The organism is Collinsella aerofaciens (assembly GCF_040915545.1).
In the GTDB taxonomy this organism is placed as follows: Bacteria; Actinomycetota; Coriobacteriia; order Coriobacteriales; family Coriobacteriaceae; genus Collinsella; species Collinsella aerofaciens_BE.
In genome coordinates, this window is record NZ_JBCPDH010000005.1 from 79,832 (window position 1) to 103,733 (window position 23,902).

Consider the following 23,902-nt stretch of genomic DNA (forward strand, 5'->3'; position numbering starts at 1 on the left):
TTTTCAAGACTTTAGTCCGCTGGCCGCGCAGCGGCCAGCTTTAAACCACCCGCTACGCGGGTGGAGACAAACGGCTTTACAAAGCCACCCCTCCGACCGATATTGACGATTGTTCAGGCCGTCAAGAATTCGAGTCGAAGGGGTGGTCGCCATGGCCCAGAAGGCCTACAGCCTTTCCCGCACGAAGTGGATGTGCAAGTACCACATCGTGTTCACGCCGAAGTATAGGCGCAAAGTGATCTACAACCAAATCAGGAGCGACATAGGGGAGATCCTCAGGAAGCTGTGCGAGTACAAGGGGATCGAGATAATCGAGGGGCACCTGATGCCCGACCACGTGCACGTGCTGCTGGCGATCCCGCCGAAGTACAGCGTCGCGAGCGTCATGGGCTACCTGAAGGGGAAGAGCTCGCTGATGATATTCGACAGGCACGCCAACCTCAAGTACAAGTTCGGCAACAGGAAGTTCTGGGCGGAGGGCTACTACGTGTCCACCGTCGGCCTGAACGAGGCGACGATCGCCAAGTACATCAGGGAGCAGGAGTCCCACGACATCGCGCTGGACAAGCTGAGCGTGAAGGAGTACGAGGACCCCTTCAAGAGGGGGTGATCCCGCCGGTTCGACCGGCGCGCCACGGGTCAAGATGCACTAGGCCTGGACGAAGTCCGGGCCCGCGCCTTTAGACGCGAGCCCGGGGCCCGTGGGTTATACCCTAAGAGCAAACCACCCTTTTTAAGGGTGGTTCTGATTTGTTTGATTAAGGGATGTGCCCTTAGGAAACCCCTCCCGGCGGGCGGGCCCTGCGGTATCCTTGCTGACTTTTCTCCCGTGCGGATGATAAAGGGCTGAGGGAAAGTGTGTGAGCTGGTCGGGCTTTGCCCGGCCAGCTCTTTTTGATTTAAAATACCTGCTCAGTTGTGATTTTTGGTGCTGGGAGGCGTTTGTGGCTAAGGCTAAGGCTAAGGCGAAGAAAAAGACGACGGGGGCGCGGGCTAAGCGTGATCGTCGTCGGAAGCTCGCGACCGAAGCCCCTGCATCTGCTGAGGAGTTGCTGGCGAGTGTACCGGGGCTCGATGCGTTGCAGGATGTTCCGGCGTTCGATGACCTGCCGGTCGATGCGGCTCAGCAGGCTGCATTTGACGACTTTTGCGCCCAGGCCGAGGAGCCCGAGCAGATGCAGCTCGGTGCCGTGGTGCGCCTGGACCGCGGGTTTCCGCTGGTGGCAACTGCCGATGACACGTTTCGTGCCGAGCATGCCGTAGGGTTTGCCAAGTCGCGTGGCGAGGACGAGGTCTTGCTGCCCGCCGTGGGCGACCGCGTGGCGGTTCGCCGTGCTCCCGGGCACGACATGGGCGTGATTGAGTGCGTACTGCCGCGCCGTACGAGCTTTGAGCGCTGGCGTGGCCGTGCCCGCGGTGAGCGTCAGGTGCTCTGCTCTAACGTTGACAGTGTGCTGATCGTGCAGGCGCTCGGCGCCGGCGAGGTGCTGCTCGACCGCGTGGCGCGCTCGCTGGTGCTGGCGCTCGACTGCGATGCCGAGCCGGTGGTGGTGCTCACCAAGGCCGACCGCTGCGAGGCCGATGAGCTCGAGCGCGATCTGGACCGTGTGCGCCGTCTGGTGGGTCCGGACGTGCGCGTGATCGTGACGTCTTCTGCCGAGGGCCTCGGCCTGGACGAGGTGCGCGCCTGCGTGCCGGCTGGGAGCTGTGCCATGATCTTGGGCGAGTCGGGCGCCGGCAAGTCGACGCTGCTCAATGCGCTGCTGGGCCACGATGCGCTGGCCACTGGCGGCGTGCGCGAGCGTGATGACCAGGGTCGCCACACCACGGTTGCGCGCGTGATGGTGGCGCTGCCGGGCGACGCCGGCGTGATCGCCGATGCCCCGGGCCTGCGCAGCCTGCCGCTTGTGGGGCATGAGCGGGGTCTGGCGCGTGCCTTCCCTGAGATCGTCGAGGCGTCGCGTGCGTGCCGGTTTGGCGATTGCACGCACACTCACGAGCCGGGTTGCGCCGTTCGCGAGGCCGAAGATGCCGGACAGATCGACAGCCTGCGTCTGGAGACGTTCCAAAACCTGGCGTCATCCATGCGCGTGAGTGCCCAGATGCTCGATCCCGATGTCCATCTGTAATTGATTTTTCCTATGACAGCCGTCTCCCAACTGTTCGGGAGACGGCTTTTTTGCTGCGGAAAAGCCTCGAAACATGCAGTTTGCTGACGTGTTGGCCAAAACCTTGCCACGAGCTTGACGGGCTGGTCAGCTTTTGGTCAGTGATTGGTTTGACATCGAAAACCAAGATCGCGATTGCGCCGCTTTGCGCTCTGACCGCCCAGACAATGGTGGTACGGGCATTCGCCCGGCACTGCCATGAGAGGAGCGGCCGTGAACAAGAGCAAGCGCATCGCCATCAGTCTGGTCGCGGGCGTGCTCGCTGCTCTGCTCTGCATGGTTTACGGCTCGTCGATCCGCTCGCAAGCCGAACAGGTCCAGGCTGAGGCCTTGGCCAAGTACGGTGGCGATCACGTCGAGGTATGCGTCGCGGCGCGCGATATCGATGTGGGCGAGACCCTCGATGAGACCAATGTCATAACCCAGGAATGGCTGACGAGTCTGCTGCCGCGTGACGCGGCGATCGAGCTGCGCCAGGTGCGCGGCGACGTGACGACTTCGCGTATTCCCAAAAACGCCGTGATCTGCAATGTCTACACCAAGGCCGAGAGCCACAAGCTCGAGGTGCCTAAGGGCAAGGTCGCCGTTTCGGTGGCGGTCGATGCCGAGCACTCGGTCGGCGGTGCCACGGGCGTGGGCAGCTACGTGGATGTGTATGTGCAAAAAGACGGCGTAACCGATCGACTGTGCGGCGCGCACGTGATCGATACCAGTGAGAATTCCGGTGCCACGCGCGAGGGCAAGATCGAATGGGTGACGCTGGCGGCTGACCCCGAAGACGTTAAGGAACTGCTGGGAGCCTCGGGCAAGGGAACGGTCAGCTTGACGATTCCCGCCACGGCGCGCGGCAAAAAGAGCGGAGGCGACGAGTGATGAAGGCGATCTGGCTTGCGTGCTGCGCGTGCGGCGATTACGGGCTGTTGCAGCAGGAAGTCGAGGGCCGTGATGCGGGTGCACAGGTGCTTCGCGTGGGTGACCTGGACGGGCTGGTTTCCATGGCGCGGGCGTTTCCGTCGCGCCGCGGGGCTGCCATCATCGCGGCGTCTCTGTTTGATACCGAAGATGTGCGCAAGACTGTTGCGCGCCTGACGGCCGAAGGCCGCGTGAGTCGCGTGGTCGTGTTGATAGAAGCGCTCGATCCGTCGGATATCGAGGGGCTGTTTCGCGCGGGGGCGACCGAGGTCATCGCTGCGCACAGTATATGCGGCAACGGGCGCGCGGGCGAGGGAGCGGTTGATTCCGATCGGCGCATGACGATTGAGCCCGATGCTTTTGTTGATAGGGAACCCGGGGCGCCTCGCGCTACAAGAGGCCCGCGTGTTGATGATTATGGAAAAGCGGAAGCCGAGCATGGTCGGCGCCCCCGGAACCCCCTTGTATACGATGACGCTGGAGGGCCGGAGCAGCATGCTGGCGACTCCCCGGCTGTAGATATGGGATACGTGTACGGCGTGAATCTGGTGGATGAACTCGACGAAGTTGAGGGCTTTGCCGGGTGCGGCGAGTTGTCGCTGATGCAGCATGAGCAGATTGCACAAAACAAGCCTGCCTCGCAGACCGAACAAGCTGCCATGCCGGCTTGGGCGCAGCGTGTGGTTGCGGCGGAGGAGACGGGGACGCTGTCACCGACACCCGCTCCGCCGCCTCCGATGCCGCCGGCAGACGCTGCCGCTCCGCAGCATCGAGCTCCGGTCATCTGCGCCATTTCGGGTTCGGGCGGTTGCGGCAAGTCGACGATCGTTGCCACCATGGCACACACATCGTCGCTGTTGGGCTTGCGTGCCGCCGTGCTCGACCTGGACCTGATGTTTGGAAACCTTTACGACTTGTTAGGCGTCGATGCTCCGCGCGATATGGCGGCACTTATCGAGCCGGCGGCGGGCGCGCTCACCGAGCCGGATATCGTAGCCACATCGATGCGCGTGGCGCCGGGCGTTACGCTCTGGGGTCCCGTCGCGGCTCCCGAGCAAGCCGAGCTCATGGCACGTCCGGTGGAGCTACTGCTTGATGTCCTGCGTCGCGAATCCGACGTGGTCTTTATCGATACCTCGGTCTTTTGGGGCGACGCCGTGGCGGCTGCGGTGGCGGCGAGCGACCGTTGCCTGGTCGTTGGCGATGCTGCGGTGTCGTCCGCGACGTCGGCGTCGCGCGTCATTGAACTGGCAAGTCGAGTAGGTGTGCCGCGCACGCGCATGAGCGCCGTGTTCAACCGGTTCGGTGCGCGCGGGACAGACGAGGACGTCGCTATGCGCTTTGAGATTGCCTGTGCGTTGAGCTCCAAGATTCGTATCGCCGATGGCGGGCAGGATCTCGCCGCGCTCATGGCGTTTGGGCGCGCTGACGAGGCAGTGGGGCAGACCAGCGCTTTTGCGACCAGCGTACGCGAGGCCACGCGCGAGATGCTCGTGGAACTGGGGTGTGCCGTCGGCCCTTGGAGCGATATGGTCGCCGACCGTGTAACGCGCACCGAACGCCCGCGTATCCGCCTTCCCTGGTCGCGCGAGGGTGATCAGCGATGAGCCTGCAAACGAGGATTAAGGCTGCCGGCGCTGCAGCGGCGGCAGCGCCTGTAGATGCGGGGCGTCGCCGCGCGGTGAAACGACGCACCAAGCGCGCCGTGATGGACCGCATGGGTTACGACGAAGTGGCGCGTATCAGCGCCTATATCGACCCGGCACTTGCCCGCTTGGAATTGCGTCCCGCGGTGGAGGCGGCGCTCAATGTTGAGGAGCCGACCGATCTCGCGACGCCCGAGCGCGAGACCATCATCGACGAGATTTTGGATGACGTGGTGGGCTTGGGGCCGTTGCAGCCGCTCATCGAGGACGACACCGTTACCGAGATCATGATTAACGGCTGCCGTTCGGCTTTCTTTGAACGCGGCGGCGTCTTGCACCCCATAGAGCATGCGTTTGAGGATGATGAGCAGATCCGTGTGCTTATCGACCGCATCATCTCGCCACTTGGCCGCCGTATCGACGAGCGCAGCCCCATCGTCAACGCCCGCCTCAAAACGGGCTATCGCGTCAACGCGGTGATTCCGCCTGTGGCGATTGACGGACCGATTCTCACCATCCGAAAGTTCTCGGACCGCATCTGCTCGCTGGACGAGCTTGTGGGGCTGGGGTCGCTGCCGCTTTGGTATGCGCAGCTGCTGTCGTGCGCGGTGTCGCTGCGACAGGACCTGGCGGTTGCGGGAGGCACGGGATCTGGTAAGACCACCCTGCTCAACGCGTTGTCATGCGAGATCTCCACCGGCGAGCGCATCGTGACGATCGAGGACTCTGCCGAGCTCAAGTTTGCGCATCATCCGCACGTGGTGCGCCTAGAGGCGCGCGAGGCTTCAATTGAGGGCGAGGGCGCGGTGACGATCCGCGACTTGGTGACCAATGCCCTGCGCATGCGCCCCGACCGCATCGTGGTGGGCGAGGTGCGCGGTGCCGAGTGCTGCGACATGTTGCAGGCCATGAACACGGGCCATGACGGGTCGCTCACCACACTTCATGCGGGTTCCGAGCAGGAGACCGTGGTGCGTCTGACGTTGCTTGCACGTTATGGCATCGATCTGCCGAGCGAGCTCATCGAGGAGCAGATTGCCATGGCGCTCGACGGCATCGTGATGTCCGAGCGCCACGCCGATGGCAGGCGCTTCGTCTCCTCGTATTCGGGGGTGCGTCGCGCCGCGTCGGGCGGCGTAGAGCTCGAGCGCTATGTGACTTTCGATGCCGCCGAGCGCACCTGGACGCTTGACCGCGAGCCGCCGTTTATCGCAGAAGGCCTGCGGTCGGGGACGCTCACACAAGAGGAGGTGGACGAATGGAGGTCGCTGTGCCCCTCGTCGTAGGGGGTTTGGCAGGGTTTTCTGTCGCGACGGCGTGCGGGGCGGAACCTCGTGTGCCGCAGGTGCCGCCGGCGGAGCTGGCGCGTCAGGCGCTCGAGACGGTGGCAGAGAAACTGCCGCGTGAGCTGGTGGAAAACGATCTGCTGAAAAAGATCGCCCGTTCGTGGGCATCGCTGGCTCCGGCGCATCGCCTTGGCCTCGTGATCGAAGATGCTTCGGGGCGTTTGGCGTTTCTGCTGCTCTCGAGCGGTGTCTGCTGCATTTTACTAACGATGGTGTCGTTATCGCCCCTCGGATTTGCCTTGGGACTTGTTGCTCCGATTGCCGTTGGCGCCGCTCGGGATGGCTTTGAGAGCCGGCGCGAGCAACACGATGCAGAAGAGGCCATGCCCGAGGCGTTTACCGCACTTTCCATGTCGCTTGCCTCGGGACATTCGCTGGCCCAGGGCATGCGCTTTGTGGGCGCTCATGCGCAAGAACCGGTGCATACCGAGTTTTTGCGGGTGGCGGCGGCGATCGATTGCGGCATCTCGGCGATCGACGCGCTCGATGACTTGCTCGTGCGCATCGACGCCCCCGGTCTTTCGCTTGTGACCTTGGCGCTTAAGGTGTCACAGCGCACCGGCGCTCCGCTTGCCGACTTACTGTCCGAGGCGTCGAGCATGGTGGGGGAGCGCATTGAGCTCAAGCGCCGCCTAGATGTTAAGACGTCGCAGGCCCGCATGTCTGCGCATATGGTCGCGGCGATGCCGACGGGCATGTGCGCGGTGTTGGCGCTGCTTTCGGCAGATTTTCGTCGCGGTCTTGCGACGCCTGCCGGCGCGGGCGCTGTGGTACTGGGTTTTGCCCTCAACGCCGTTGCCCTGGTGGTTATCAGGCGCATTATGCGGGTGGAGCTATGAGCGCCCCGGTTGCAGTTGCGGCTTGCCTGTGCGCTCTGAGTGTATTTGTCGCGACGGGTTTGGATCGGGCGGATGCACGCAAGATCGCAGAGGCCTGCAAGCGTGAGGCGGTGCTGGTCGCTGCCGCGGGTCGCTCGGTGGTCGATGCTCTGACCGCGCGAATGAAGGGCGCGGTTGGAGCGGGCGGCCCGGTGCGAGTGTCGCTCGGCGAAGTGTCCGAGATGATCGATGTTGTGCGCTTGGGTCTTTCGGCCGGTCTTTCGTTTGATGCGGCGCTTGAGATTTTCTGCGCCAACCGCCGGTCAGTGCTGGCTCTTCGACTTGAGCGGGCCTGCATGGCGTGGCAGGTGGGCGTGGGCACGCGTGAGGACGAGTTGTTGGCCGCCGCGCGCGACCTGGACGTGCGAGCGCTCGAGACCTTTGCCATCACGGTGGGACAGGCGCTCGCCCTGGGTGCCCCACTTGCCGAGACACTGGCCGCTCAAAGTCGCGAGATCCGTGCGGCTCATCGCGCCGCGGTCGAGCGCGAGATCGAGCGTGCGCCCGTCAAGCTGCTGATTCCCACCGGCACACTCATCTTGCCGGCGTTGCTTCTGTCCATATTGGGCCCGCTGTTGGGAGCAGGCGGGATGATGTAGGGAGGAATACATGAACACGATGACTGACGTTGCTGGCAAGGTCTGGAGCTGGGCTGTTTGCCAGTCAATTCGCGCTCGCCAGCATGCCGGGGAGCTACTGCAGGAGGAGAGTGCGCAGGGCACCACCGAATACGCCATCTTGGTCGGCGTGCTCGTGGTGATCGCCATCATTGCCATTGTCGCATTTAAGGGCAAGGTCCAAGATCTATGGAACGCTATCAGCGAGGGCATCAACAGCCTGTAGAGGGCGAGCGCCCCATCGGGGTGCTGCTGGTGTTTGCTTGCCTGACCGTGGCGATAGCGGCGGTGCTTTGGGGGCTTAACGCTGCGCGGCAGCAGCGTCCTGGGGCCGCCTTCGATTCGGGCTCAGATTCGGCGGTGGCGTCTCAAAAAGATGAGATGCGAGATGCGGACGATTCGGATGTCGCTGTCACGGCGCAAACCTTTCTGCGGACGCTCGACAAGCGGTCTGGCACTGCGACGGATTCACCTGAGGACAACGCGATTGCGGTCCGGCTTGCATGGTCCGAGGACCGACCGATGACCGAGGCAGCGGCGGATATGTTACGCGCCTACCGCGAGGTGCCAACGGCCCAGCTCGCCCTGAGCGGCTATCTCGATATTAAGGGCAACGTATGGGGCGCCATCGTGCGCGATGGGCGCGGCTGGGTCGATATGGTGACGGTTGCCGCGGATGCTGGCGATGCTTCGTGTCGTCTGCGCGCCGTGCGTCTGGTCCCGCAAACAATAAGCTCAAAGGAGGGATCGTGAAATGCATGGCATTCTGCGTGAGGAATCTGCCCAGGCGACGGTCGAATACGCCATCGTCACGGTGGCGCTGTTATCGATCGTGCTGGCGATTGTGGGACTTTGGCGTGCTGGCACCGATGGACGCTTGGCGGCGCTGGTTGAGCGGGCGGCATCCCATGGCGTTGCCTCGACGTCGGTTATCGACGCCGCTGCGGGCGCTAAGGACATCGCGTTGTATTGATATCGCGCGCGAGGACCGGGCGCAGTCTACGGTCGAGGCCGCTTTTTTGCTGCCGACGTTTCTGACGCTCATCCTTCTCGCACTGCAACCGGTGTGCCTGCTTTATACGCGCGCGGTCATGGAGTCTGCCGCCGCCGAGACCGCGCGGCTCATGACCACGACGACGGCGGAGGACGACGATCTTAAGGAGTTCACCCTCCGCCGGCTTGCCGCAGTGCCCAACGTTTCGATCTTTCATGCCGGCGGGCCGTTGTCGTGGGATGTCGAGCTTAGCCGGGCCGATGCGGGCGGCGTCTCGTCCGTGTCCGTTTCCGGCGAGGTCAAGCCGTTGCCTGTGATCGGTGCGTTTGCGCAGGTTATGGGTGGTACCGCCGAGGGCGGCTACGTTGAGCTCAAGGTCGATGTCTCGTATCAATCACGTCCCGAATGGCTGGAGGGAGATTATGATTCGTGGATTGCTGCATGGGATTAAGCGTTTCTGGTCTAGACGCGTTTTGACGCGCCGTCCGAGCTGCCATCGCAAGCGAGGCGGCTTTATGGGTCGAGCCGGTATCGACCTGTTTATCGAAGACGGTGCCTACACCACGCTTTCCTCTGCGGTGGTCATCTTGGTGGTGCTCACGCTGCTGTTTTCGTCGACGGCGGCGATATGGAGCATGTCGCGCGCGGGGGACACCCAGGTGGCTGCCGATAGCGGCGCGCTGGCAGGCGCCAATGTGGTGTCGTCCTATCACACGGCTGCCACGGTGGTGGATGCGAGCATCTTGAGTTTGGGCCTAGCGGGGTTTGCCACGATCGGGACGGGCCTGGTCGCCATCCTCATCCCGGGTGCCGAACCAGTTGCCGGCAATATGGTCGACACCGGGATTGAGATCATTAAAACGCGCAACAAGTTTGCCAAAAGCGCATCGGAAGGCTTACAGAAAATCGAGACGGCTCTGCCGTATCTGATCGCCGCGCGTGCCACGCAGGCGGTGTCGGCGCAGGATACCGATAGTGTGACCTATACCGGTACGGCGCTTGCCGTGCCCAGGACATCCGAGTCGGACTTCGCTGCGCTCAAAGGGTCAGAGATCTCGACCGATGCCATCGAGAGCACCTCAAAAGACCTTGACTATGCTGCCAAGGAACTGAAGAAAGCGTCCGAGAAAACGTCAAAGGCCAAGGAACGCGCCTGGCTTGCCGACTGCGGTGGATCGGACAGAGGCGCAGTCGGAAGCTGTTCGTGCATGTGGGAACGCGCGAAGAGCTTGGCGAAGCTTTCGGATATTGAGAATCCGCACTATGCCTCGAGTGTCACATGGGAGCCGCAAGTGGCGCTCGATCGCGCGAAGGCCTATTACCGCTTGCGCCTTGCAAACGAGGCACCTCAGGGCTCAAGCGTCGAGACGAAGGCGGAGTCGGCGGCGCGCAAGGCGTTTTACACCTATGCGAGTACAGAGGTCAATCGTGCATATGTAACCGAGGACGGAGATGAAGTCGCTTCCTATATCCCGCTGTTGCCGCGCAACACTGACGAGGTGCGAGCGACGGAACTCTATACCGATACGGTGTGGCCAACCAGTGCCATCGATGGCAAGACGTATCTGCATTACGGAACGAGTTGCCCCAACTATAAGAAGGGGGCGCCATGCGGGCTGGCCTCGGTTGCTGCTTATGACGGGCAGGACAAATGCAATAGATGCCATTTTGGTGTTTCGTCGCTCGGTGCCGTTGCGGCTCCTTCGACTTCTATCGAAAACGGCTTTGAGTACCACTTTGATCGATTCAAAGAGGCTCTGGAAGACTACGTCGAATGCCGCAACAAAGAACTCGAACTTGAGCGTCAGACCGAGGATGAGGCCGACCGTGCGGGCAATGCGTTTGACCAGGCCATTAAAGCGCTTTCCGGCGAGCGCCCGCGTATCGCCCCACCTGGCCGCAACGGCGTGGTCGCCTTTGCAGTTTCGGGTGACATTACCAGCCCCGATCAACTTAACTCCTCGTTTAACGCGGCAGTCAGGCTTGGCGATCGCGGTGCTATCTCTGCCGCGGTGCTGGCGTCCGATGAGGCGACGGCGCAAAACAACGTGCTTTCGCGATTTTTCTCGACATTGAAGGAACGCTCGGGCGGCGTTGCCGGCGTGCTCGACGGCGTCATGGATGTTTGGGGACGGCTACTCGTGGGATACGGAGACATCCAAGGTTCGGCCGACGAACTTATGGACGAGATGATTAAAGACCTAGGAGGGGGCAGCGGTGCGTTGGGCTCCATTGCATCGTGGCTCGGCGATACCGTTTCGGCGTCCGTGGCGGCGCTGGGTTTGGAACCGTGCGACTTGCGCCTGCGAAAGCCGGTGCTGACCGATTCCGCCAACGTCATTAAGAGTCCGGGGTCTGACATTGCGGGTCTCTCTCAAACGCAAGACAAACTGCGAAGTATTCCGTTGGGCGTGACCGATCCCAAGGCGCTTTGCGAGGCGTTGGAATATCAAGTCGAACGCACCATTAGCGGTACGGTGTTCACACTTGCGGAGATTCCTCTGCCCGGCGGCGGCTCCATCCCGCTCACCGTCGATGTCGCCACGCTGGTTGGCGCTTTGGGCGGTGGGTCGTAATGAGTATCCGCATGCGTCTGCGCGAGGAGCGCGCCCAAGCGACGGTTGAGATGGCAGTGGTTACGCCCGTTTTGCTGGTGCTGGCACTCATCGTGTACAACGTCATGATCTTTGCCAGCGCTGTCGCGCGCTTCGACCGCGTGGTGCCCGACATCGTGTTGGCGCACGCTGTGGCGCCGGGCGGGGAGGGTGACGAGAACTCTGCCGATGCCTCGGTGACGGTCCAGACTCAAATTCTGAATGCCATGGAAGGCTATGACTTACAGATCGAAGTGTCGAGCGAGCAAGGCGCGGAGGCATCGGATGGTGGCCTGCTCTCCCTATCCGGTACGTTTAAGACCTACACCTGCACCATGCACTATGAGCCGTGGCCGACTTCTCTCAGCATCGCTGGCGTTCCGCTGGGGGCGCCGACAACGTTGTCGCACGAGCGCGCGGTGACGGTCGATCCATGGCGCCCGGGGGTGGTCATGTGACCGCGGTCTCGTCCTACATCGCCTACGCGCGGGCACTCAATAGGCTGGGTTGGACGCCGGCCGAGTTTGTGGTAGCGGAGTCGTTTGTCATGCGCCTGCGCGGCATGCTGGGACGGCGTCCGGTTGCCGCCAACGGCCTGCCGCTCGTCATGGCGTTTCCACGCTGCTCTTCGGTCCATACGTGTTTTATGGCCTATCCCATCGACATCGCCTTCATCGATGCACGCGGCAATATCCTCGCGCGCTACGAAAACGTATGTCCCTGGTGTATGTGCTCCTGCCCCGGCGCCTGGGCCGTACTAGAGCGTCCTTCAATCATTGTTTCGACCCCTGCTCTCCAACGCGTGCCGGCTTAAGGGACTGAGCGAAAAACTTCTTGCTGCCGGCTGATGTCTCTGACGTGCCGATTTATAGAACCGAGGCTGTGCTCAAAAACTTTTTTAAAATTCTCGGTTGACCGGAACGCGTCCTTGGTTATACTAATCAAGCCTTGAAACAAGGCACACCTCAAATGGCTGGGTAGCTCAGTTGGTAGAGCAGAGGACTGAAAATCCTCGTGTCAGGGGTTCGATTCCCTTCCCCGCCACCTTGAATTGACTAGGACCTCTGCAAAGGGGTCCTTTTCTTTTATGCAGCCCCCACATGGAATCGAACCCCGTGAGGGCGCGGAGCTGAGTAAACGCGTAAGCGTTTGCCAGCGCAGCTCGCAAGGCGCGTAAGCGCCGCAGCGGTCCGTCCGCGCAGCGCGCGGACGCGATTCCCTTCCCCGCCACCTTGAATTGACTAGGACCTCTGCAAAGGGGTCCTTTTCTTTTATCGAGGGCTCTGCGAAACTGCGTCCCGGAATTTGGCTTCAGAGTGGGATGCGTTTTCCGCTTTGAGGCCGCTTGGGAAAGCGCGACCCGGAATCCGGGCGTCAGAATGGGATGTGCTTTCCTTTTGCGGTCTTTGGCGGAAACTGCGTCCCAGATCCCGCGCTCAGAACGGGATGCATTTTCCGATTGAGGCCTCGAGCGGAAAATGCATCCCAGTCTTTTGCGAAAAACGGGACGCGCTTTCCGGCGCTTACTTCCGACGTGCGTGCACATCTCGGGCCCGCCCAGATATTCCTCCCGCTTTTGCGCCACTTTACAGACCGTTCGGTCGTCTATCCGCACGCGCGGGTATACTCAAAACGATACTTTTCCTATGCAATACGATGCAGGTTTGGCCTGCACGATCCGAAGGGGGCAGTGATGGAGAGGATACTCGGCGTTAATCTCTCTGGCTGGTTTATTCCCGAGCCTTGGGTGACCCCGTCGCTATACGCGGCGACCGGTGCATCCAATGCGGCCGAGCTGCAGGAGGCCATGGGCACCGCCGCCTATAACGAGCGCATGCGCCGTCATTACGAGACGTTTGTGAGTGAGGACGATTTTCGCCGCATGGCGCAGATCGGTCTCAATGCCGTGCGTCTGCCGGTGCCCTGGTATGCCTTTGGTTCGCAGGAGGCCGATGCGTCCTACATCTCGGTTGTCGACTACATCGACCGTGCAATTGAGTGGGCTGCCAAGTACGACATCCGCGTGCTGCTCGATCTGGCGACGGTGCCCGGTGGCCAGGGCGATTCCAACGATTCGCCCACCACGCCGGAGGCTGTTGCCGAGTGGCATTCGTCCACCAACGGCCGTCATGTCGCACTCGACGTGCTCGAGCGCTTGGCCGATCGCTACGGCGAGGCCGAGAGCCTGCTGGGCATTGAGCTGCTGGACACGCCGCAGATGAGCGTCCGCAAGAGCCTCTTCACCATGACGGATGGCATTCCTGCGCACTACCTGCGCAACTTCTATCGCGATGCCTATGAGCTCGTCCGTTCGTATATGCCCGAGGACAAGATCGTCGTCTTCTCGTCTTCGGGGCATCCCAGCGAGTGGAAGCATTTTATGCGCGGCGCTAAGTACAAGAACGTCTACATGGACCTTCACCTGTACCATTACCGCGACGAGTATGCGCTCGACATCACGAGCCCCCGCGGGCTGACGACGGCGATTTCGCGTAACAAGCGCGAGCTTAAAGAAGCGATCTCGACAGGGTTCCCCGTGCTGGTGGGCGAATGGTCGGGCGCGGCGATCTTTGCCAACTCGTCGGTTACGCCCGAGGGGCGCAATGCCTACGAGCGCGTGTTTATCGCCAACCAGCTGGCTTCGTTTGCGCCGGCTGCCGGTTGGTTCTTCCAAACGTGGAAGACCGAGAAGCGCATTGCAGCGTGGGACGCCCGCGCGGCGCTCGGCACGCTCGAGCGCGGCATGATTGAATAGGTTGATATGACGCAAAACAGCGCCCATACGGGCAAACTCTATGTGGTCGGCACGCCCATCGGCAACCTGGGCGACCTGTCCCCGCGCGTTGGCGAGGCCTTTGCCGCCGCCGATGCCATTTGCTGCGAAGACACGCGTGTGACGTCGAAGCTGCTGATGCACCTGGGCATTTCCAAGCCGCTTGTCCGTTGCGACGAGAATGTGATCGCCAGCCGCGCCGCCGGCCTGGTCGACCGTCTGCTGGCGGGGGAGACCCTCGCCTTTGCCTCGGACGCCGGCATGCCGAGCGTGTCCGATCCCGGCCAGGCGCTGGTCGAGGCGGCGCGTGAGGCCGATGTGCCCGTAGAAGTTATTCCCGGGCCCTCCGCTTGCGTCACGGCGCTCGTTTCGTCCGGCATTCCCTGCGAGCATTTTTTCTTCGAGGGCTTTTTGGGCCGAAAGCACGGCGACCGCGTGCGCCGTTTGCAGCGCCTTGCCGTAGTGCCCGGCGCGCTCATCTTCTACGAGTCTCCACATCGCATCGTGGCGACGCTCGAGGCCGTGGCGGAGGTCTTTCCCCAGCGTGAGGTTGCCGTCTGCCGCGAACTCACCAAGCTGCACGAGGAGGTCTTGCGCGGGCCCGCTGCCCAGCTCGCCGAGGAGCTGCGTGCTCGCGGCGAGGTAAAGGGCGAGATTGCGCTGGTCATCGCGCCGCCGAGCGAGGACGAGGAGGCCGGTATCGTGCCGGTTGGCGCCGCGGCAGCGGATTCCGATGAGGCCCTGCGCGAGGATATCCGCGCCGCGCTCGAGGAGGGGGAGCCCGCCTCTGCGGTGGCCAAGCGCCTGTCTCAGAAGTATTCGCGCCGCAAGCGCGATGTCTATGCCATGGTGCTCGATATGCAATAGATGGAGGATATCCAGCCCTTGCGCTAGAATCATCCCCTGTATGCAACGTTTTTCTGGAGGACAAACCCCATGGATCAAAGCAAGCCTTCGTTCTTTATCACGACGCCCATCTACTACGTCAACGCCGATCCGCACCTGGGCACGGCTTATTCCACCATCATCGCCGACGTTCAGGCCCGTTATCGTCGCTCCGCCGGCTATAACGTCAAGTTCCTGACCGGCATGGACGAGCACGGCGAGAAGGTCGCCGAGGCCGCAGCCAAGCATGGCATGACGCCGCAGGAGTGGACCGACAGCCAGGCCCCGCACTTCAAGGAGCTTTGGAGCAAGCTCGAGATTTCCAACGACGACTTCATCCGCACCACCGAGCCGCGCCAGCATCATGCCGTGCAGTACCTGTGGGAGCGCATGAAGGAGTCCGGCTACCTGTATAAGGGCAGCTACGACGGTTGGTATTGCGTGCCTGACGAGACCTACTTCACCGATACGCAGGTCCAGAAGGGCGACGAGGAGTACGGCAGCGTCGGCCAGCACCTGTGCCCCGACTGCCACCGTCCGCTTGAGCGCGTGCAGGAGGAGTCCTACTTCTTTAAGCTTTCCGCTTTCCAGGACAAGCTGCTCAAGCTTTACGACGAGCACCCCGACTTTGTCGAGCCTGCGTTCCGCATGAACGAGGTACGTAGCTTTGTCGAGGGCGGCCTTAATGACCTTTCCGTGAGCCGTACGAGCTTTGACTGGGGCATTCAGGTCCCGTTTGACGAGGGTCACGTGACCTACGTGTGGTTCGATGCGCTGCTCAACTATATGACGGCCGTCGGCTACGGTGTCGACACCGACGAGGCGCGTGCCGAGCTGGCCTATCGCTGGCCCGCGCAGTTCCACATCGTGGGTAAGGACATCATCCGCTTCCACTGCGTCATTTGGCCCGCCATGCTCATGGCCATCGGCGAGGCCCTGCCCGAGCACGTCTTTGCCCACGGCTTCCTGACCGTGCGCAATGCCGAGACCGGCAAGGCCGAGAAGATGTCCAAGAGCCGCGGCAACGCCATCGCTCCGCAGGACGTTATCGACATGCTGGGCGTCGAGGGCTATCGCTACTACTTTATGACCGACGTCGTCCCCGGCACTGACGGTGCCATCAGCTTCGACCGCATGGAGCAGGTCTACAACGCCGACCTGGCCAACAGCTGGGGCAACCTCATCTCGCGTTCGCTCAACATGAGCGGCAAGTATTTTGACGGTTGCGCGCCCGCCAAGCCCGCATCGTTCGATGCGTTCGACAACCCGCTGGCAAAGATCGCCAATGGTCTGGTCGAGCGCTACATGGCCAAGATGGACGTGCTCGATTACGGTGGAGCCAAGGACGAGGTCATGGAGCTCATCCACGCCGCCAACCACTACATCGAGGACTCCGAGCCTTGGGCACTTGCCAAGGACGAGGCCAAGGCTGACGAGCTGGCGTTTGTGATCTACAACCTGCTCGAGGCCATCCGCATTGCCGCTCACCTGCTGATGCCGCTCATGCCCCAGACTTCTGCCGAGGCTCTGCGCCGCCTGTCCTGCGAGGACGAGGCCGCGAGCGACGACCTCAAGGGCATTTGCGCTTGGGGCCTGCTTGCTGGTGGTCAGCCCGTCGAGAAGGGCGATCCGCTGTTCCCGCGTCTGGCGTAGAGACCGCGCGAGCGCCATATCGGCAATTTGCTGTTTAGCTGTAAGGGCATGGCCGCCACGGTCCATGCCCTTTCGTTTCAAGACGCCGCCATCATGCTAAGGAGGCAACTATGACAACTTCGCCTTTGGCAAACCCCACGGCAACAAGGGAGCTGCTGGAGGAGTTTGGCCTTGCGACCAAGCATCGCCTGGGCCAGAACTTCCTGATCGACAACCATGTGATCGAGCGCATTTGCGAGCTTGCCGAGCTTGCGGGCGATGAGCGCGTGCTCGAGGTTGGTCCGGGCGTTGGCACGCTCACGCTTGCGCTGTTGCAGGAGGCGGCGTGCGTCACGTCGATCGAAGCAGATCCCGAGCTCGAACCGGTGCTCGACGCCCATGCCGCCGACTATGCCAACTTCCGCTTTATCATGAGCGACGCGCTTAAGGTGGGCCCGGAGCAGATTGAGCAGGCCGCCGGCGGCGAGCCCACGGTATTTGTCGCGAACTTGCCCTATAACGTGGCGGCGACGATCATTTTGCAATTTTTCCAGACGATGCCGGCGCTCAAGCGTGCCGTCGTCATGGTGCAAAAGGAGGTTGCCGATCGCATTGCCGCAGTGCCGGGCAACAAGACCTATGGCGGCTATACGGCAAAGCTCGGCCTGTATGCGCAGGTGACGGGTCGCTTTGAGGTGCCGCCGCGTTGCTTTATGCCAGCGCCGCACGTGGACTCGGCCGTCGTGCGTATCGACCGTGTTGACGGCGTGGTGCCCGAGGGGCTCGATCGCGAATTCGTGGCTCGTGTGATCGACGCTGCATTTGCTCAGCGGCGCAAGACCATCCGAAATTCCATGAGCGCCAACGGTTTTGCCAAGGACGTGCTCGATGCCGCTTTTGAGGTTTGCGGTATCGCACCCACCACGCGCGCCGAGACGCTCGATGTTGCCGACTTTGTCCGTCTGGCCCGGGAGCTAATCCATGACGCCTAATGCCGAACGCGTGACGTTTACCAAGAAAAAGAAGACGGTTGCTTGTCCCGTGCCCTTGGCGCCGCTTGCCGACACGCATGCACATCTGCTTTCGTTTTGGGGCAAGGATGTGCCCGAGACGCTCGTGCGCGCCAAAGCCGCGGGCGTCGACCTGTTGGTGACGATGTTCGACCCCATCGCTGACAAACGCAGCGTGACGGACTATAGCGACTGGCTGGTTCGCGAGATTCTGCCGATGCGGGATATTCCGCAGGTCAAGTATCTCGCTGGCGTTCACCCCTATGGCGCGCCCGACTACACCGATAACATCCATGCCCAGATTGTGACTGCGCTCGATGATCCCCTATGCGTTGGCATTGGCGAGATCGGTCTGGACTACCACATGGATTACGACGACGATATCGCGCCGGCGCCCCACGACGTGCAGATCGACTGTATGGCGCGCCAGCTTGAGCTTGCCGTACGCCGCAATGTTCCGGTGGAGTTGCATCTGCGTCATGAGGACGCGGACGAGGAGCGCACCTCGCATGTGGATGCGTACAACGTGCTGCGCGAGGTGGGTGTGCCCCAGGCCGGTTGCGTACTGCACTGCTTTGGCGAGGACCGAGCCACAATGGAGCGCTTTGTGGATTTGGGTTGTTACATCGCCTATGGCGGCGCGGCTACCTTTAAACGCAACGACGAGGTGCGCGAGGCATTCGCGGCAACCCCACTCGATCGAATTTTGTTCGAGACGGATTGCCCGTATATGGCTCCAGAGCCCATCCGCGGTCTTGAATGCGAGCCCGCAATGATCTCCATTACGGCAAACACGCTGGTCAACGACCGTGTCGATCGTACCGGCGAGGATGCTGAGGCAATCGCGCAAGCCGCTTGGGAGAATGCCTGCAAACTTTTTCAAAAATAGTTCTTGCGTTCGTGGTGGCGCTCCGTTATTCTAATTTCTGCACGCGGGCGTGGCGGAATTGGCAGACGCGTACGGTTCAGGTCCGTATGGGGGCAACCCCATGAAGGTTCAAGTCCTTTCGCCCGCACCATTAAATGAAAGAGCTCCCAGCAATGGGAGCTTTTTTGTTATGGGCCCATCACAGGGACCTGAACCTGTGAAGGAGCGAGCGTAAAGAAAACGCGGAGCGTTTTTAGCGAGCTGGCGAGGACGCCGGCAGGCGGCCGAAGCCGGTGCGGATCCGCGAAGCGGATACGCGGACGTCCTTTCGCCCGCACCATTGATTGAAAGAGCTCCCAGCAATGGGAGCTTTTTGTTATGGGCCTCTTGTTGATGTCACGTTGCTGCTTCGTGCGGGTATCCTAGTGCCAACGTGTGCCTATCAGAGGAGAGACCATGCTGTTGTCCGGTATCATCGCCGCCCTTACCAGCCTTTTGATTCCCATCATCATTTTGTTGTTACTGCTTCCCAACGCCTGCTATGTCGTTGAACAGCAGCATGCCGTGATCATCGAGCGTCTGGGCAAGTTTAACCGCATCGTCAACGCGGGCTTCCACATGAAGGTGCCCGTGATTGACCGCAAAGCCGCCACGGTGAGTCTGCGCACCATGAAAAACGGTTTTGGCATCGACGTTAAGACCCAGGACAACGTGACCATCGGCCTTGAGGTCTCTGCTCAGTACCACGTGAGCTATGACATGGGCGCCGGCCCGGCAGATTCGGGTATCTACAAGAGCTACTACATGCTGCAGGAGCCCGTCGACCAGATGCGTGACTTCATCACCGACGCCCTGCGCTCTTCGATTCCCGTCTACACACTCGACGAGGTCTTTGCCAAGAAGGATGACATCGCCAAGGATGTCAACGCTACCGTTTCCGAGCAGATGGCCGCCTACGGCTTCACCCTCGTGTCGACGCTCATCACCAAAATCGCACTGCCGACCGAGGTCGAGAACTCCATGAACGACATCAACGCCGCCCAGCGCAAGCGCGCTGCGGCACAGGAGCTCGCCGAGGCCGACCGCATCAAGCGCGTCACCGAGGCGACCGCCGAGGCCGAGGCTATGGAAAAGGCGGGCGAGGGCATCGCCAACCAGCGCAAGGCCATCGCACTGGGTATCAAAGATTCGCTCGAGATCATCCAGGAGACGGGTGTCGGCAATGACGAGGCCAACCAACTGTTCATGTTTACGCAGTGGTCCGAGATGATGACGGAGTTTGCTCGCACGGGTAAAACCTCGACGGTCGTGCTGCCGAGCGACTTCTCGCAGTCGGCCTCTATGTTCGAGCAGATGCTGACCGCCGGCAAAGTTCAAAACGATTCGAAGGAGTAGACGCGCGTGAAATACACCGTCGTTTGCGTCGGTAAGCTCAAGGAGCGCTTTTGGAAGGACGCGTGCGCTGAGTACACCAAGCGCCTAGGCGCCTATGCCAAGGTGGATATCCGCGAGGTGGCCGATATCGACCCGGCTAAGGCGGGCGGCGTGGATGCCGCGCGCGACAAGGAGGGGGCGGCAATTCTTGCTGCATTGCCGTCTCGAGCGCATGTGATCCTGCTGGCTATCGAGGGCAAGGAGCGTTCGAGTGAGGAGCTCTCGGCGAGGCTCGACGATCTTATGCTGCGAGGCAGCAGCGACATCGCCTTTGTGATTGGCGGTTCGGACGGCGTGAGCGATGAGGTGCGCGCCCGCGCCGACGAGATGCTCAGCTTTGGACGCATTACCTTGCCGCATAACTTGGCGCGCGTGGTGCTGCTGGAGCAAATCTACCGCGCCTGCAAGATCAGCCGTGGCGAGCCGTATCACAAATAGGTCGGCAATACGAAACAATGGCGTGGGACAATAGCTTTCGTTTTGAAGAGCGTGTCTGAGAGGACTATGAGATATGAAGATTGGATTTGTCGGTTTTGGCAATATGGCGAGCGCTATGGCCGATGGCTGGATCGCTGCCGGTGTAGCTGCGAGCGACATGTGCGCCTGCGCGGGTCGCTACGACGCACTGGTTGAGCGCTGCGAGGCGCGCGGCATGGTCGCCTGCCACGATGCCGCCGAGGTTGCCGCCGCATCCGATATCGTGGTCGCTGCGGTCAAACCGTACATGATCGAGAAGGTATTCGCCCCGCTCAAGGATGCTCTTGCCAAAAAGGTCGTTCTGTCGGTTGCCTGGACCTGGGACAGTGCCAAGTGGGAGCAGGTCCTGCCGGGCGTCGCGCATATCTCGACGGTGCCCAACACACCGGTTTCGGTGGGCGAGGGCGTCATCGCTTGCGAGAAGACTTCCACGCTTAGTGATGAGCAGAGCGCCGTGGTGCTTGATCTGCTTGGCAAACTCGGTGCGGTGGTCGAGCTCGATACGAGCCTGCTGTTTGTGGGCGGCACGGTGGGTGGTTGCGCTCCGGCATTTGTCGCCATGGCAATCGAGGCCCTGGGCGATGCGGCGGTCAAGCACGGTATCCCGCGTGCCGATGCCTATCGCATTGTGAGCCAGATGGTGCTAGGTACGGCAAAGCTGCAGCTTGCAACTGGCCAGCATCCTGCGGCGATGAAGGATGCCGTATGCTCGCCCGGTGGTGCCACCATCAAGGGCGTCGTTGCGCTCGAGGACGCCGGCATGCGCAGCGCCCTGGTCAAGGCAATCGACGCAACTCTCCAGTAAAACCGACCAAAAAAAGGACGGGTTTATTTTTGGCAGGTATTTTCTGCGGTTTTGTCCTTTTAGCGAAAAGCGCCCCGCAACTGGCTCAATTCCAGTTGCGGGGCGCTTGCGTTTGCCCAGATAAAACAGACCAAAATAAACCTGTCCCTTTTTGGCAGGTTAGTCCCAGAAGCTGTCTTCCTCATCCTCGGACTTGGGTCCGCGGTCGACGTACATCTTATGGGTACGCTTCTCCATTACAAAGGCAAGAATCGCAAATAACAGGATGCCGCCGGCGAAAAGGATGGCAAAACCGGTGCGGGTGCCAAACAAAAAGGAAAAAACTGCGTCCATTGGGTGCCTTCTTGCGTAGTTGAGTTGGGTCGTAAACGCTCATAAGTATATACTTGCCCATACATGTACAAGGTTGCAACCTAAATGGAATGTATATCGCCGGAGGATCTAATGCTTGATATCAAGTTTGTTCGCGAGAACCCCGATGCCATCGATGTCGCCATGGCTAACCGCCAGACGTCTTGGGATCGCGAGAAGTTCTTTGAGCTCGACGACGAGCGCCGTGCCGTCATCACCGAGGTCGAGGAGCTCCAGGCTACGCGCAACGCCGAGTCCAAGAAGATCGGCGCCCTGATGAAGGAGGGCAAGAAGGACGAGGCCGAGGCCGCCAAGGAGGCCGTGCGCGCCGTCAACGAGAAGATTGACGGTCTGGCCGAGCGCCGTACTGCTCTCGAGCAGGAGCAGTACGACTTCATGGCTCACCTGCCCAACATTCCTTGCGAGGCCACGCCGTACGGCAAGGACGAGGACGAGAATATTGAGCGCCGTCGTTGGGGCACCCCGCGCGAGTTCGACTTCGACTTTAAGCCGCATTGGGATCTGGGCACCGATCTGGACATCCTCGACTTCGAGCGCGGCAACAAGCTCTCCGGCAGCCGTTTTACCGTTCTCGGTGGCGCCGGCGCCCGCCTGGAGCGCGCCCTCATCAACTTCTTCCTCGATACGCACACCAGCCGTGGTTTTAAGGAGTGGTGGCCGCCCATCGTCGTCAAGCGTCAGACCATGTTTGGCACGGGTCAGCTGCCCAAGTTCGAGGACGACGCCTACCACGTCTCGGGCGACAACTTCCTGATCCCCACCGCCGAGGTCGTGCTCACCAACCTGCACGCCGGCGAGGTCCTCGACGCCGACACCCTGCCGCGCCGCTACACCGCCTTCACCCCCTGCTTCCGCGAGGAGGCCGGTTCCGCCGGTCGCGACACCCGCGGCATCATCCGTCAGCACGAGTTCGACAAGGTCGAGATGGTCAAGTTCGCTAAGCCGGAGGAGTCCGACGAGGAGCTCGAGAGCATGACCGCCGAGGCCGAGTACCTGCTGCAGCAGCTGGGCCTTCCGTATCGCGTGATTAGCCTGTGCACCGGCGACTTGGGCTTCTCTGCCCGTCAGACCTACGACGTCGAGGTCTGGCTGCCGAGCTACAACGCCTACAAGGAGATCAGCTCCTGCTCCAACTGCGGTGACTTCCAGGCTCGCCGCGCCAACATCAAGTATCGCGACCCCGAGAACTTCAAGGGTTCGCGCTACCTGCACACGCTCAACGGTTCCGGCCTGCCGGCTGGCCGCACCATGGCCGCCATTCTGGAGAACTACCAGAACTCCGACGGCACCATCACGATCCCCGAGGTCCTGCGTCCTTACATGGGTGGTCTCGAGAAGATCGAGCCGGTCGCGTAAGTTGGCTGCATAGGGGATATGCAAGGGCGCTCCTTCGGGGGCGCCCTATTTCGTGCGCAGGTCTATACCATGCCGTGCGGACAGCTCAATAGAAAACACACGAACAACTGTTCTGTATACAGCCATCTACCTGCTATGCTTTTGCTAAATAAGAGCGAGAGAAAGGGGACGCGATGGAGCTGTTTGATGATCGGGTGGTTTTGTTTGAGAGCGACGAGGGCGGGGAGTACCTGCTTGTAACGTGTGAGCCGTCTGGCATGGGCGGCCTGGTGGTTCGGCAGACGAGTGAGGGTCCGTTGACACAATGGTGCTTTGAGGAGTCGCCGCATGTGGTCGAGACCTTTGTGATGCACGAGGGACTTGTGGCGCTGGAGCACTTCTATGGAGTTGGGACTTCCAACCAGGTCGCGCGCATGCTGAGCATCTCGTTTGCCGATTATGATTGTGCCCAGCGGGTGAGATCGCTCCTGAGGGAACTTGATGCCAAGTTCGACGTGATCGAAAAGCCAATCGATCGTACGGGGAACAGCGGTATATGCGGAGCAGCATGACAAAACTGCGTTCCACAAAAAAGTTTGAGATTGTGCTTGACTCCAATAAGCTAAAGTGGTTTTATATGTCTTGCGCTGCGGCGTTACCTCAGCTGGATAGAGGGTCTGACTACGAATCAGAACGTCATAGGTTCGAATCCTATACGCCGCACCAATTGAAATCGAAAGCCTCCGGCAACGGGGGCTTTTCTTTTACGTCGGCACTGCATGGATTCGAACCTCGGTCGAGGCGCGGGCGTAAAGAAAACGCGGAGCGTTTTTAGCCCGCGGGCGAGCACGCCGGAAGGCGGGCGGAGCCGGTGCGGATCCGCGCAGCGGATGCGCGGAATCCTATACGCCGCACCAATTGAACTTGAAGCCTCCGGCAACGGGGGCTTTTCTTTTACGCCGGCACCGCACGGATTCGAACCTCGGTCGAGGCGAGGGCATCTTAATCATCACTTCGTAAATTTTTTCCAAATTGTCGCTTGACCCATCGAGGGGTCACGTGCATAATAATCCGTGCGTTGCGGCGTTACCTCAGCTGGATAGAGGGTCTGACTACGAATCAGAACGTCATAGGTTCGAATCCTATACGCCGCACC

At 61.2% G+C, this 23,902-nt stretch carries 25 protein-coding genes and 4 tRNA genes; 28 read left to right on the forward strand and 1 reads right to left on the reverse strand.

Annotated elements, in window-relative coordinates:
- The first annotated feature begins 151 nt into the window (after nucleotides 1-151).
- From tnpA to proC, 24 genes are all read left to right on the forward strand, one after another.
- The gene (gene tnpA, locus AB5202_RS02970) at nucleotides 152-610 is read left to right on the forward strand and encodes an IS200/IS605 family transposase (protein ID WP_368143549.1); all 459 of its coding nucleotides are present in this window, start codon (nucleotides 152-154) and stop codon (nucleotides 608-610) included.
- Nucleotides 611-1,175: 565 nt separating this feature from the next.
- A complete protein-coding gene (gene rsgA, locus AB5202_RS02975; protein WP_416378174.1) occupies nucleotides 1,176-2,129 on the forward strand; it encodes a ribosome small subunit-dependent GTPase A in 954 nt (317 codons plus the stop codon).
- 252 nt (nucleotides 2,130-2,381) lie between these two features.
- Nucleotides 2,382-3,041, forward strand: coding sequence for a Flp pilus assembly protein CpaB (gene cpaB, locus AB5202_RS02980; RefSeq protein ID WP_368143551.1), 660 nt, complete (start codon nucleotides 2,382-2,384; stop codon nucleotides 3,039-3,041).
- The gene (locus AB5202_RS02985) at nucleotides 3,041-4,687 is read left to right on the forward strand and encodes a nucleotide-binding protein (RefSeq protein WP_368143552.1); all 1,647 of its coding nucleotides are present in this window, start codon (nucleotides 3,041-3,043) and stop codon (nucleotides 4,685-4,687) included. Before cpaB ends, AB5202_RS02985 begins: the two co-directional genes overlap by 1 nt.
- Complete coding sequence (locus AB5202_RS02990) at nucleotides 4,684-6,012, forward strand: TadA family conjugal transfer-associated ATPase (RefSeq protein ID WP_368143553.1); 1,329 nt, start codon at nucleotides 4,684-4,686, stop codon at nucleotides 6,010-6,012. Before AB5202_RS02985 ends, AB5202_RS02990 begins: the two co-directional genes overlap by 4 nt.
- Before the next feature lie 5 nt (nucleotides 6,013-6,017).
- Nucleotides 6,018-6,911 carry a type II secretion system F family protein gene (locus tag AB5202_RS02995; RefSeq protein WP_368143554.1) on the forward strand — a complete coding sequence of 298 codons (894 nt, stop codon included), beginning with the start codon at nucleotides 6,018-6,020 and terminating at the stop codon, nucleotides 6,909-6,911.
- Nucleotides 6,908-7,549, forward strand: a complete 642-nt coding sequence (locus AB5202_RS03000) for a type II secretion system F family protein (protein WP_368143556.1) — start codon at nucleotides 6,908-6,910, stop codon at nucleotides 7,547-7,549. The genes AB5202_RS02995 and AB5202_RS03000 overlap by 4 nt, the downstream gene beginning before the upstream one ends.
- Before the next feature lie 10 nt (nucleotides 7,550-7,559).
- Nucleotides 7,560-7,793 (forward strand): hypothetical protein, encoded by a 234-nt coding sequence (locus AB5202_RS03005; RefSeq protein WP_006235091.1) that lies wholly within the window; start codon nucleotides 7,560-7,562, stop codon nucleotides 7,791-7,793.
- The gene (locus tag AB5202_RS03010) at nucleotides 7,757-8,320 is read left to right on the forward strand and encodes a hypothetical protein (protein ID WP_161115718.1); all 564 of its coding nucleotides are present in this window, start codon (nucleotides 7,757-7,759) and stop codon (nucleotides 8,318-8,320) included. Before AB5202_RS03005 ends, AB5202_RS03010 begins: the two co-directional genes overlap by 37 nt.
- A gap of 1 nt (nucleotide 8,321) precedes the next feature.
- Complete coding sequence (locus AB5202_RS03015) at nucleotides 8,322-8,540, forward strand: hypothetical protein (RefSeq protein WP_316365221.1); 219 nt, start codon at nucleotides 8,322-8,324, stop codon at nucleotides 8,538-8,540.
- A complete protein-coding gene (locus AB5202_RS03020; RefSeq protein ID WP_195521636.1) occupies nucleotides 8,476-9,012 on the forward strand; it encodes a TadE/TadG family type IV pilus assembly protein in 537 nt (178 codons plus the stop codon). The genes AB5202_RS03015 and AB5202_RS03020 overlap by 65 nt, the downstream gene beginning before the upstream one ends.
- Nucleotides 9,013-9,076: 64 nt before the next feature.
- A complete protein-coding gene (locus AB5202_RS03025) occupies nucleotides 9,077-11,137 on the forward strand; it encodes a hypothetical protein (protein ID WP_368143558.1) in 2,061 nt (686 codons plus the stop codon).
- Nucleotides 11,137-11,613, forward strand: a complete 477-nt coding sequence (locus tag AB5202_RS03030) for a TadE/TadG family type IV pilus assembly protein (RefSeq protein WP_368143559.1) — start codon at nucleotides 11,137-11,139, stop codon at nucleotides 11,611-11,613. Before AB5202_RS03025 ends, AB5202_RS03030 begins: the two co-directional genes overlap by 1 nt.
- On the forward strand, nucleotides 11,610-11,969 hold the full coding sequence (locus AB5202_RS03035; RefSeq protein WP_338404412.1) for a DUF192 domain-containing protein: 360 nt from the start codon (nucleotides 11,610-11,612) through the stop codon (nucleotides 11,967-11,969). Before AB5202_RS03030 ends, AB5202_RS03035 begins: the two co-directional genes overlap by 4 nt.
- Nucleotides 11,970-12,126: 157 nt before the next feature.
- Nucleotides 12,127-12,199 (forward strand) — tRNA-Phe (locus tag AB5202_RS03040).
- Nucleotides 12,200-12,848: 649 nt separating this feature from the next.
- Nucleotides 12,849-13,910: a glycoside hydrolase family 5 protein gene (locus AB5202_RS03045; protein ID WP_368143561.1), complete on the forward strand. Its 1,062-nt coding sequence runs from the start codon at nucleotides 12,849-12,851 to the stop codon at nucleotides 13,908-13,910.
- Between the two features lie 6 nt (nucleotides 13,911-13,916).
- Nucleotides 13,917-14,795 (forward strand): 16S rRNA (cytidine(1402)-2'-O)-methyltransferase, encoded by an 879-nt coding sequence (rsmI, locus tag AB5202_RS03050; RefSeq protein WP_347478070.1) that lies wholly within the window; start codon nucleotides 13,917-13,919, stop codon nucleotides 14,793-14,795.
- Nucleotides 14,796-14,864: 69 nt separating this feature from the next.
- Nucleotides 14,865-16,466, forward strand: a complete 1,602-nt coding sequence (gene metG, locus AB5202_RS03055) for a methionine--tRNA ligase (protein ID WP_368143562.1) — start codon at nucleotides 14,865-14,867, stop codon at nucleotides 16,464-16,466.
- Between the two features lie 110 nt (nucleotides 16,467-16,576).
- Complete coding sequence (gene rsmA, locus AB5202_RS03060) at nucleotides 16,577-17,437, forward strand: 16S rRNA (adenine(1518)-N(6)/adenine(1519)-N(6))-dimethyltransferase RsmA (protein WP_368143563.1); 861 nt, start codon at nucleotides 16,577-16,579, stop codon at nucleotides 17,435-17,437.
- The gene (locus tag AB5202_RS03065; protein WP_368143564.1) at nucleotides 17,427-18,344 is read left to right on the forward strand and encodes a TatD family hydrolase; all 918 of its coding nucleotides are present in this window, start codon (nucleotides 17,427-17,429) and stop codon (nucleotides 18,342-18,344) included. Before rsmA ends, AB5202_RS03065 begins: the two co-directional genes overlap by 11 nt.
- A gap of 43 nt (nucleotides 18,345-18,387) precedes the next feature.
- Nucleotides 18,388-18,474, forward strand: a tRNA-Leu gene (locus AB5202_RS03070).
- Between the two features lie 305 nt (nucleotides 18,475-18,779).
- Nucleotides 18,780-19,718, forward strand: coding sequence for an SPFH domain-containing protein (locus tag AB5202_RS03075; RefSeq protein ID WP_270226098.1), 939 nt, complete (start codon nucleotides 18,780-18,782; stop codon nucleotides 19,716-19,718).
- A gap of 6 nt (nucleotides 19,719-19,724) precedes the next feature.
- Nucleotides 19,725-20,195 carry a 23S rRNA (pseudouridine(1915)-N(3))-methyltransferase RlmH gene (rlmH, locus tag AB5202_RS03080; RefSeq protein ID WP_035136824.1) on the forward strand — a complete coding sequence of 157 codons (471 nt, stop codon included), beginning with the start codon at nucleotides 19,725-19,727 and terminating at the stop codon, nucleotides 20,193-20,195.
- Between the two features lie 73 nt (nucleotides 20,196-20,268).
- Nucleotides 20,269-21,039, forward strand: coding sequence for a pyrroline-5-carboxylate reductase (gene proC, locus AB5202_RS03085; protein WP_368143565.1), 771 nt, complete (start codon nucleotides 20,269-20,271; stop codon nucleotides 21,037-21,039).
- Nucleotides 21,040-21,198: 159 nt separating this feature from the next.
- Here the strand turns inward: proC and AB5202_RS03090 are convergent, their stop codons facing one another.
- Nucleotides 21,199-21,372, reverse strand: coding sequence for a DUF6724 family protein (locus AB5202_RS03090; protein WP_006235069.1), 174 nt, complete (start codon nucleotides 21,370-21,372; stop codon nucleotides 21,199-21,201).
- A gap of 111 nt (nucleotides 21,373-21,483) precedes the next feature.
- On the opposite strand from AB5202_RS03090, the gene serS reads away from it, so the two are divergent.
- The 4 genes from serS (at nucleotide 21,484) to AB5202_RS03110 (ending at nucleotide 23,900) form a co-directional block, all read left to right on the forward strand.
- The gene (serS, locus tag AB5202_RS03095; protein ID WP_161161074.1) at nucleotides 21,484-22,767 is read left to right on the forward strand and encodes a serine--tRNA ligase; all 1,284 of its coding nucleotides are present in this window, start codon (nucleotides 21,484-21,486) and stop codon (nucleotides 22,765-22,767) included.
- Nucleotides 22,768-22,940: 173 nt separating this feature from the next.
- Nucleotides 22,941-23,318 carry a hypothetical protein gene (locus AB5202_RS03100; protein ID WP_161161080.1) on the forward strand — a complete coding sequence of 126 codons (378 nt, stop codon included), beginning with the start codon at nucleotides 22,941-22,943 and terminating at the stop codon, nucleotides 23,316-23,318.
- Nucleotides 23,319-23,395: 77 nt separating this feature from the next.
- A tRNA-Arg gene (locus AB5202_RS03105) sits at nucleotides 23,396-23,472 on the forward strand.
- A gap of 354 nt (nucleotides 23,473-23,826) precedes the next feature.
- Nucleotides 23,827-23,900 (forward strand) — tRNA-Arg (locus AB5202_RS03110).
- The last annotated feature ends 2 nt before the right edge of the window (nucleotides 23,901-23,902 follow it).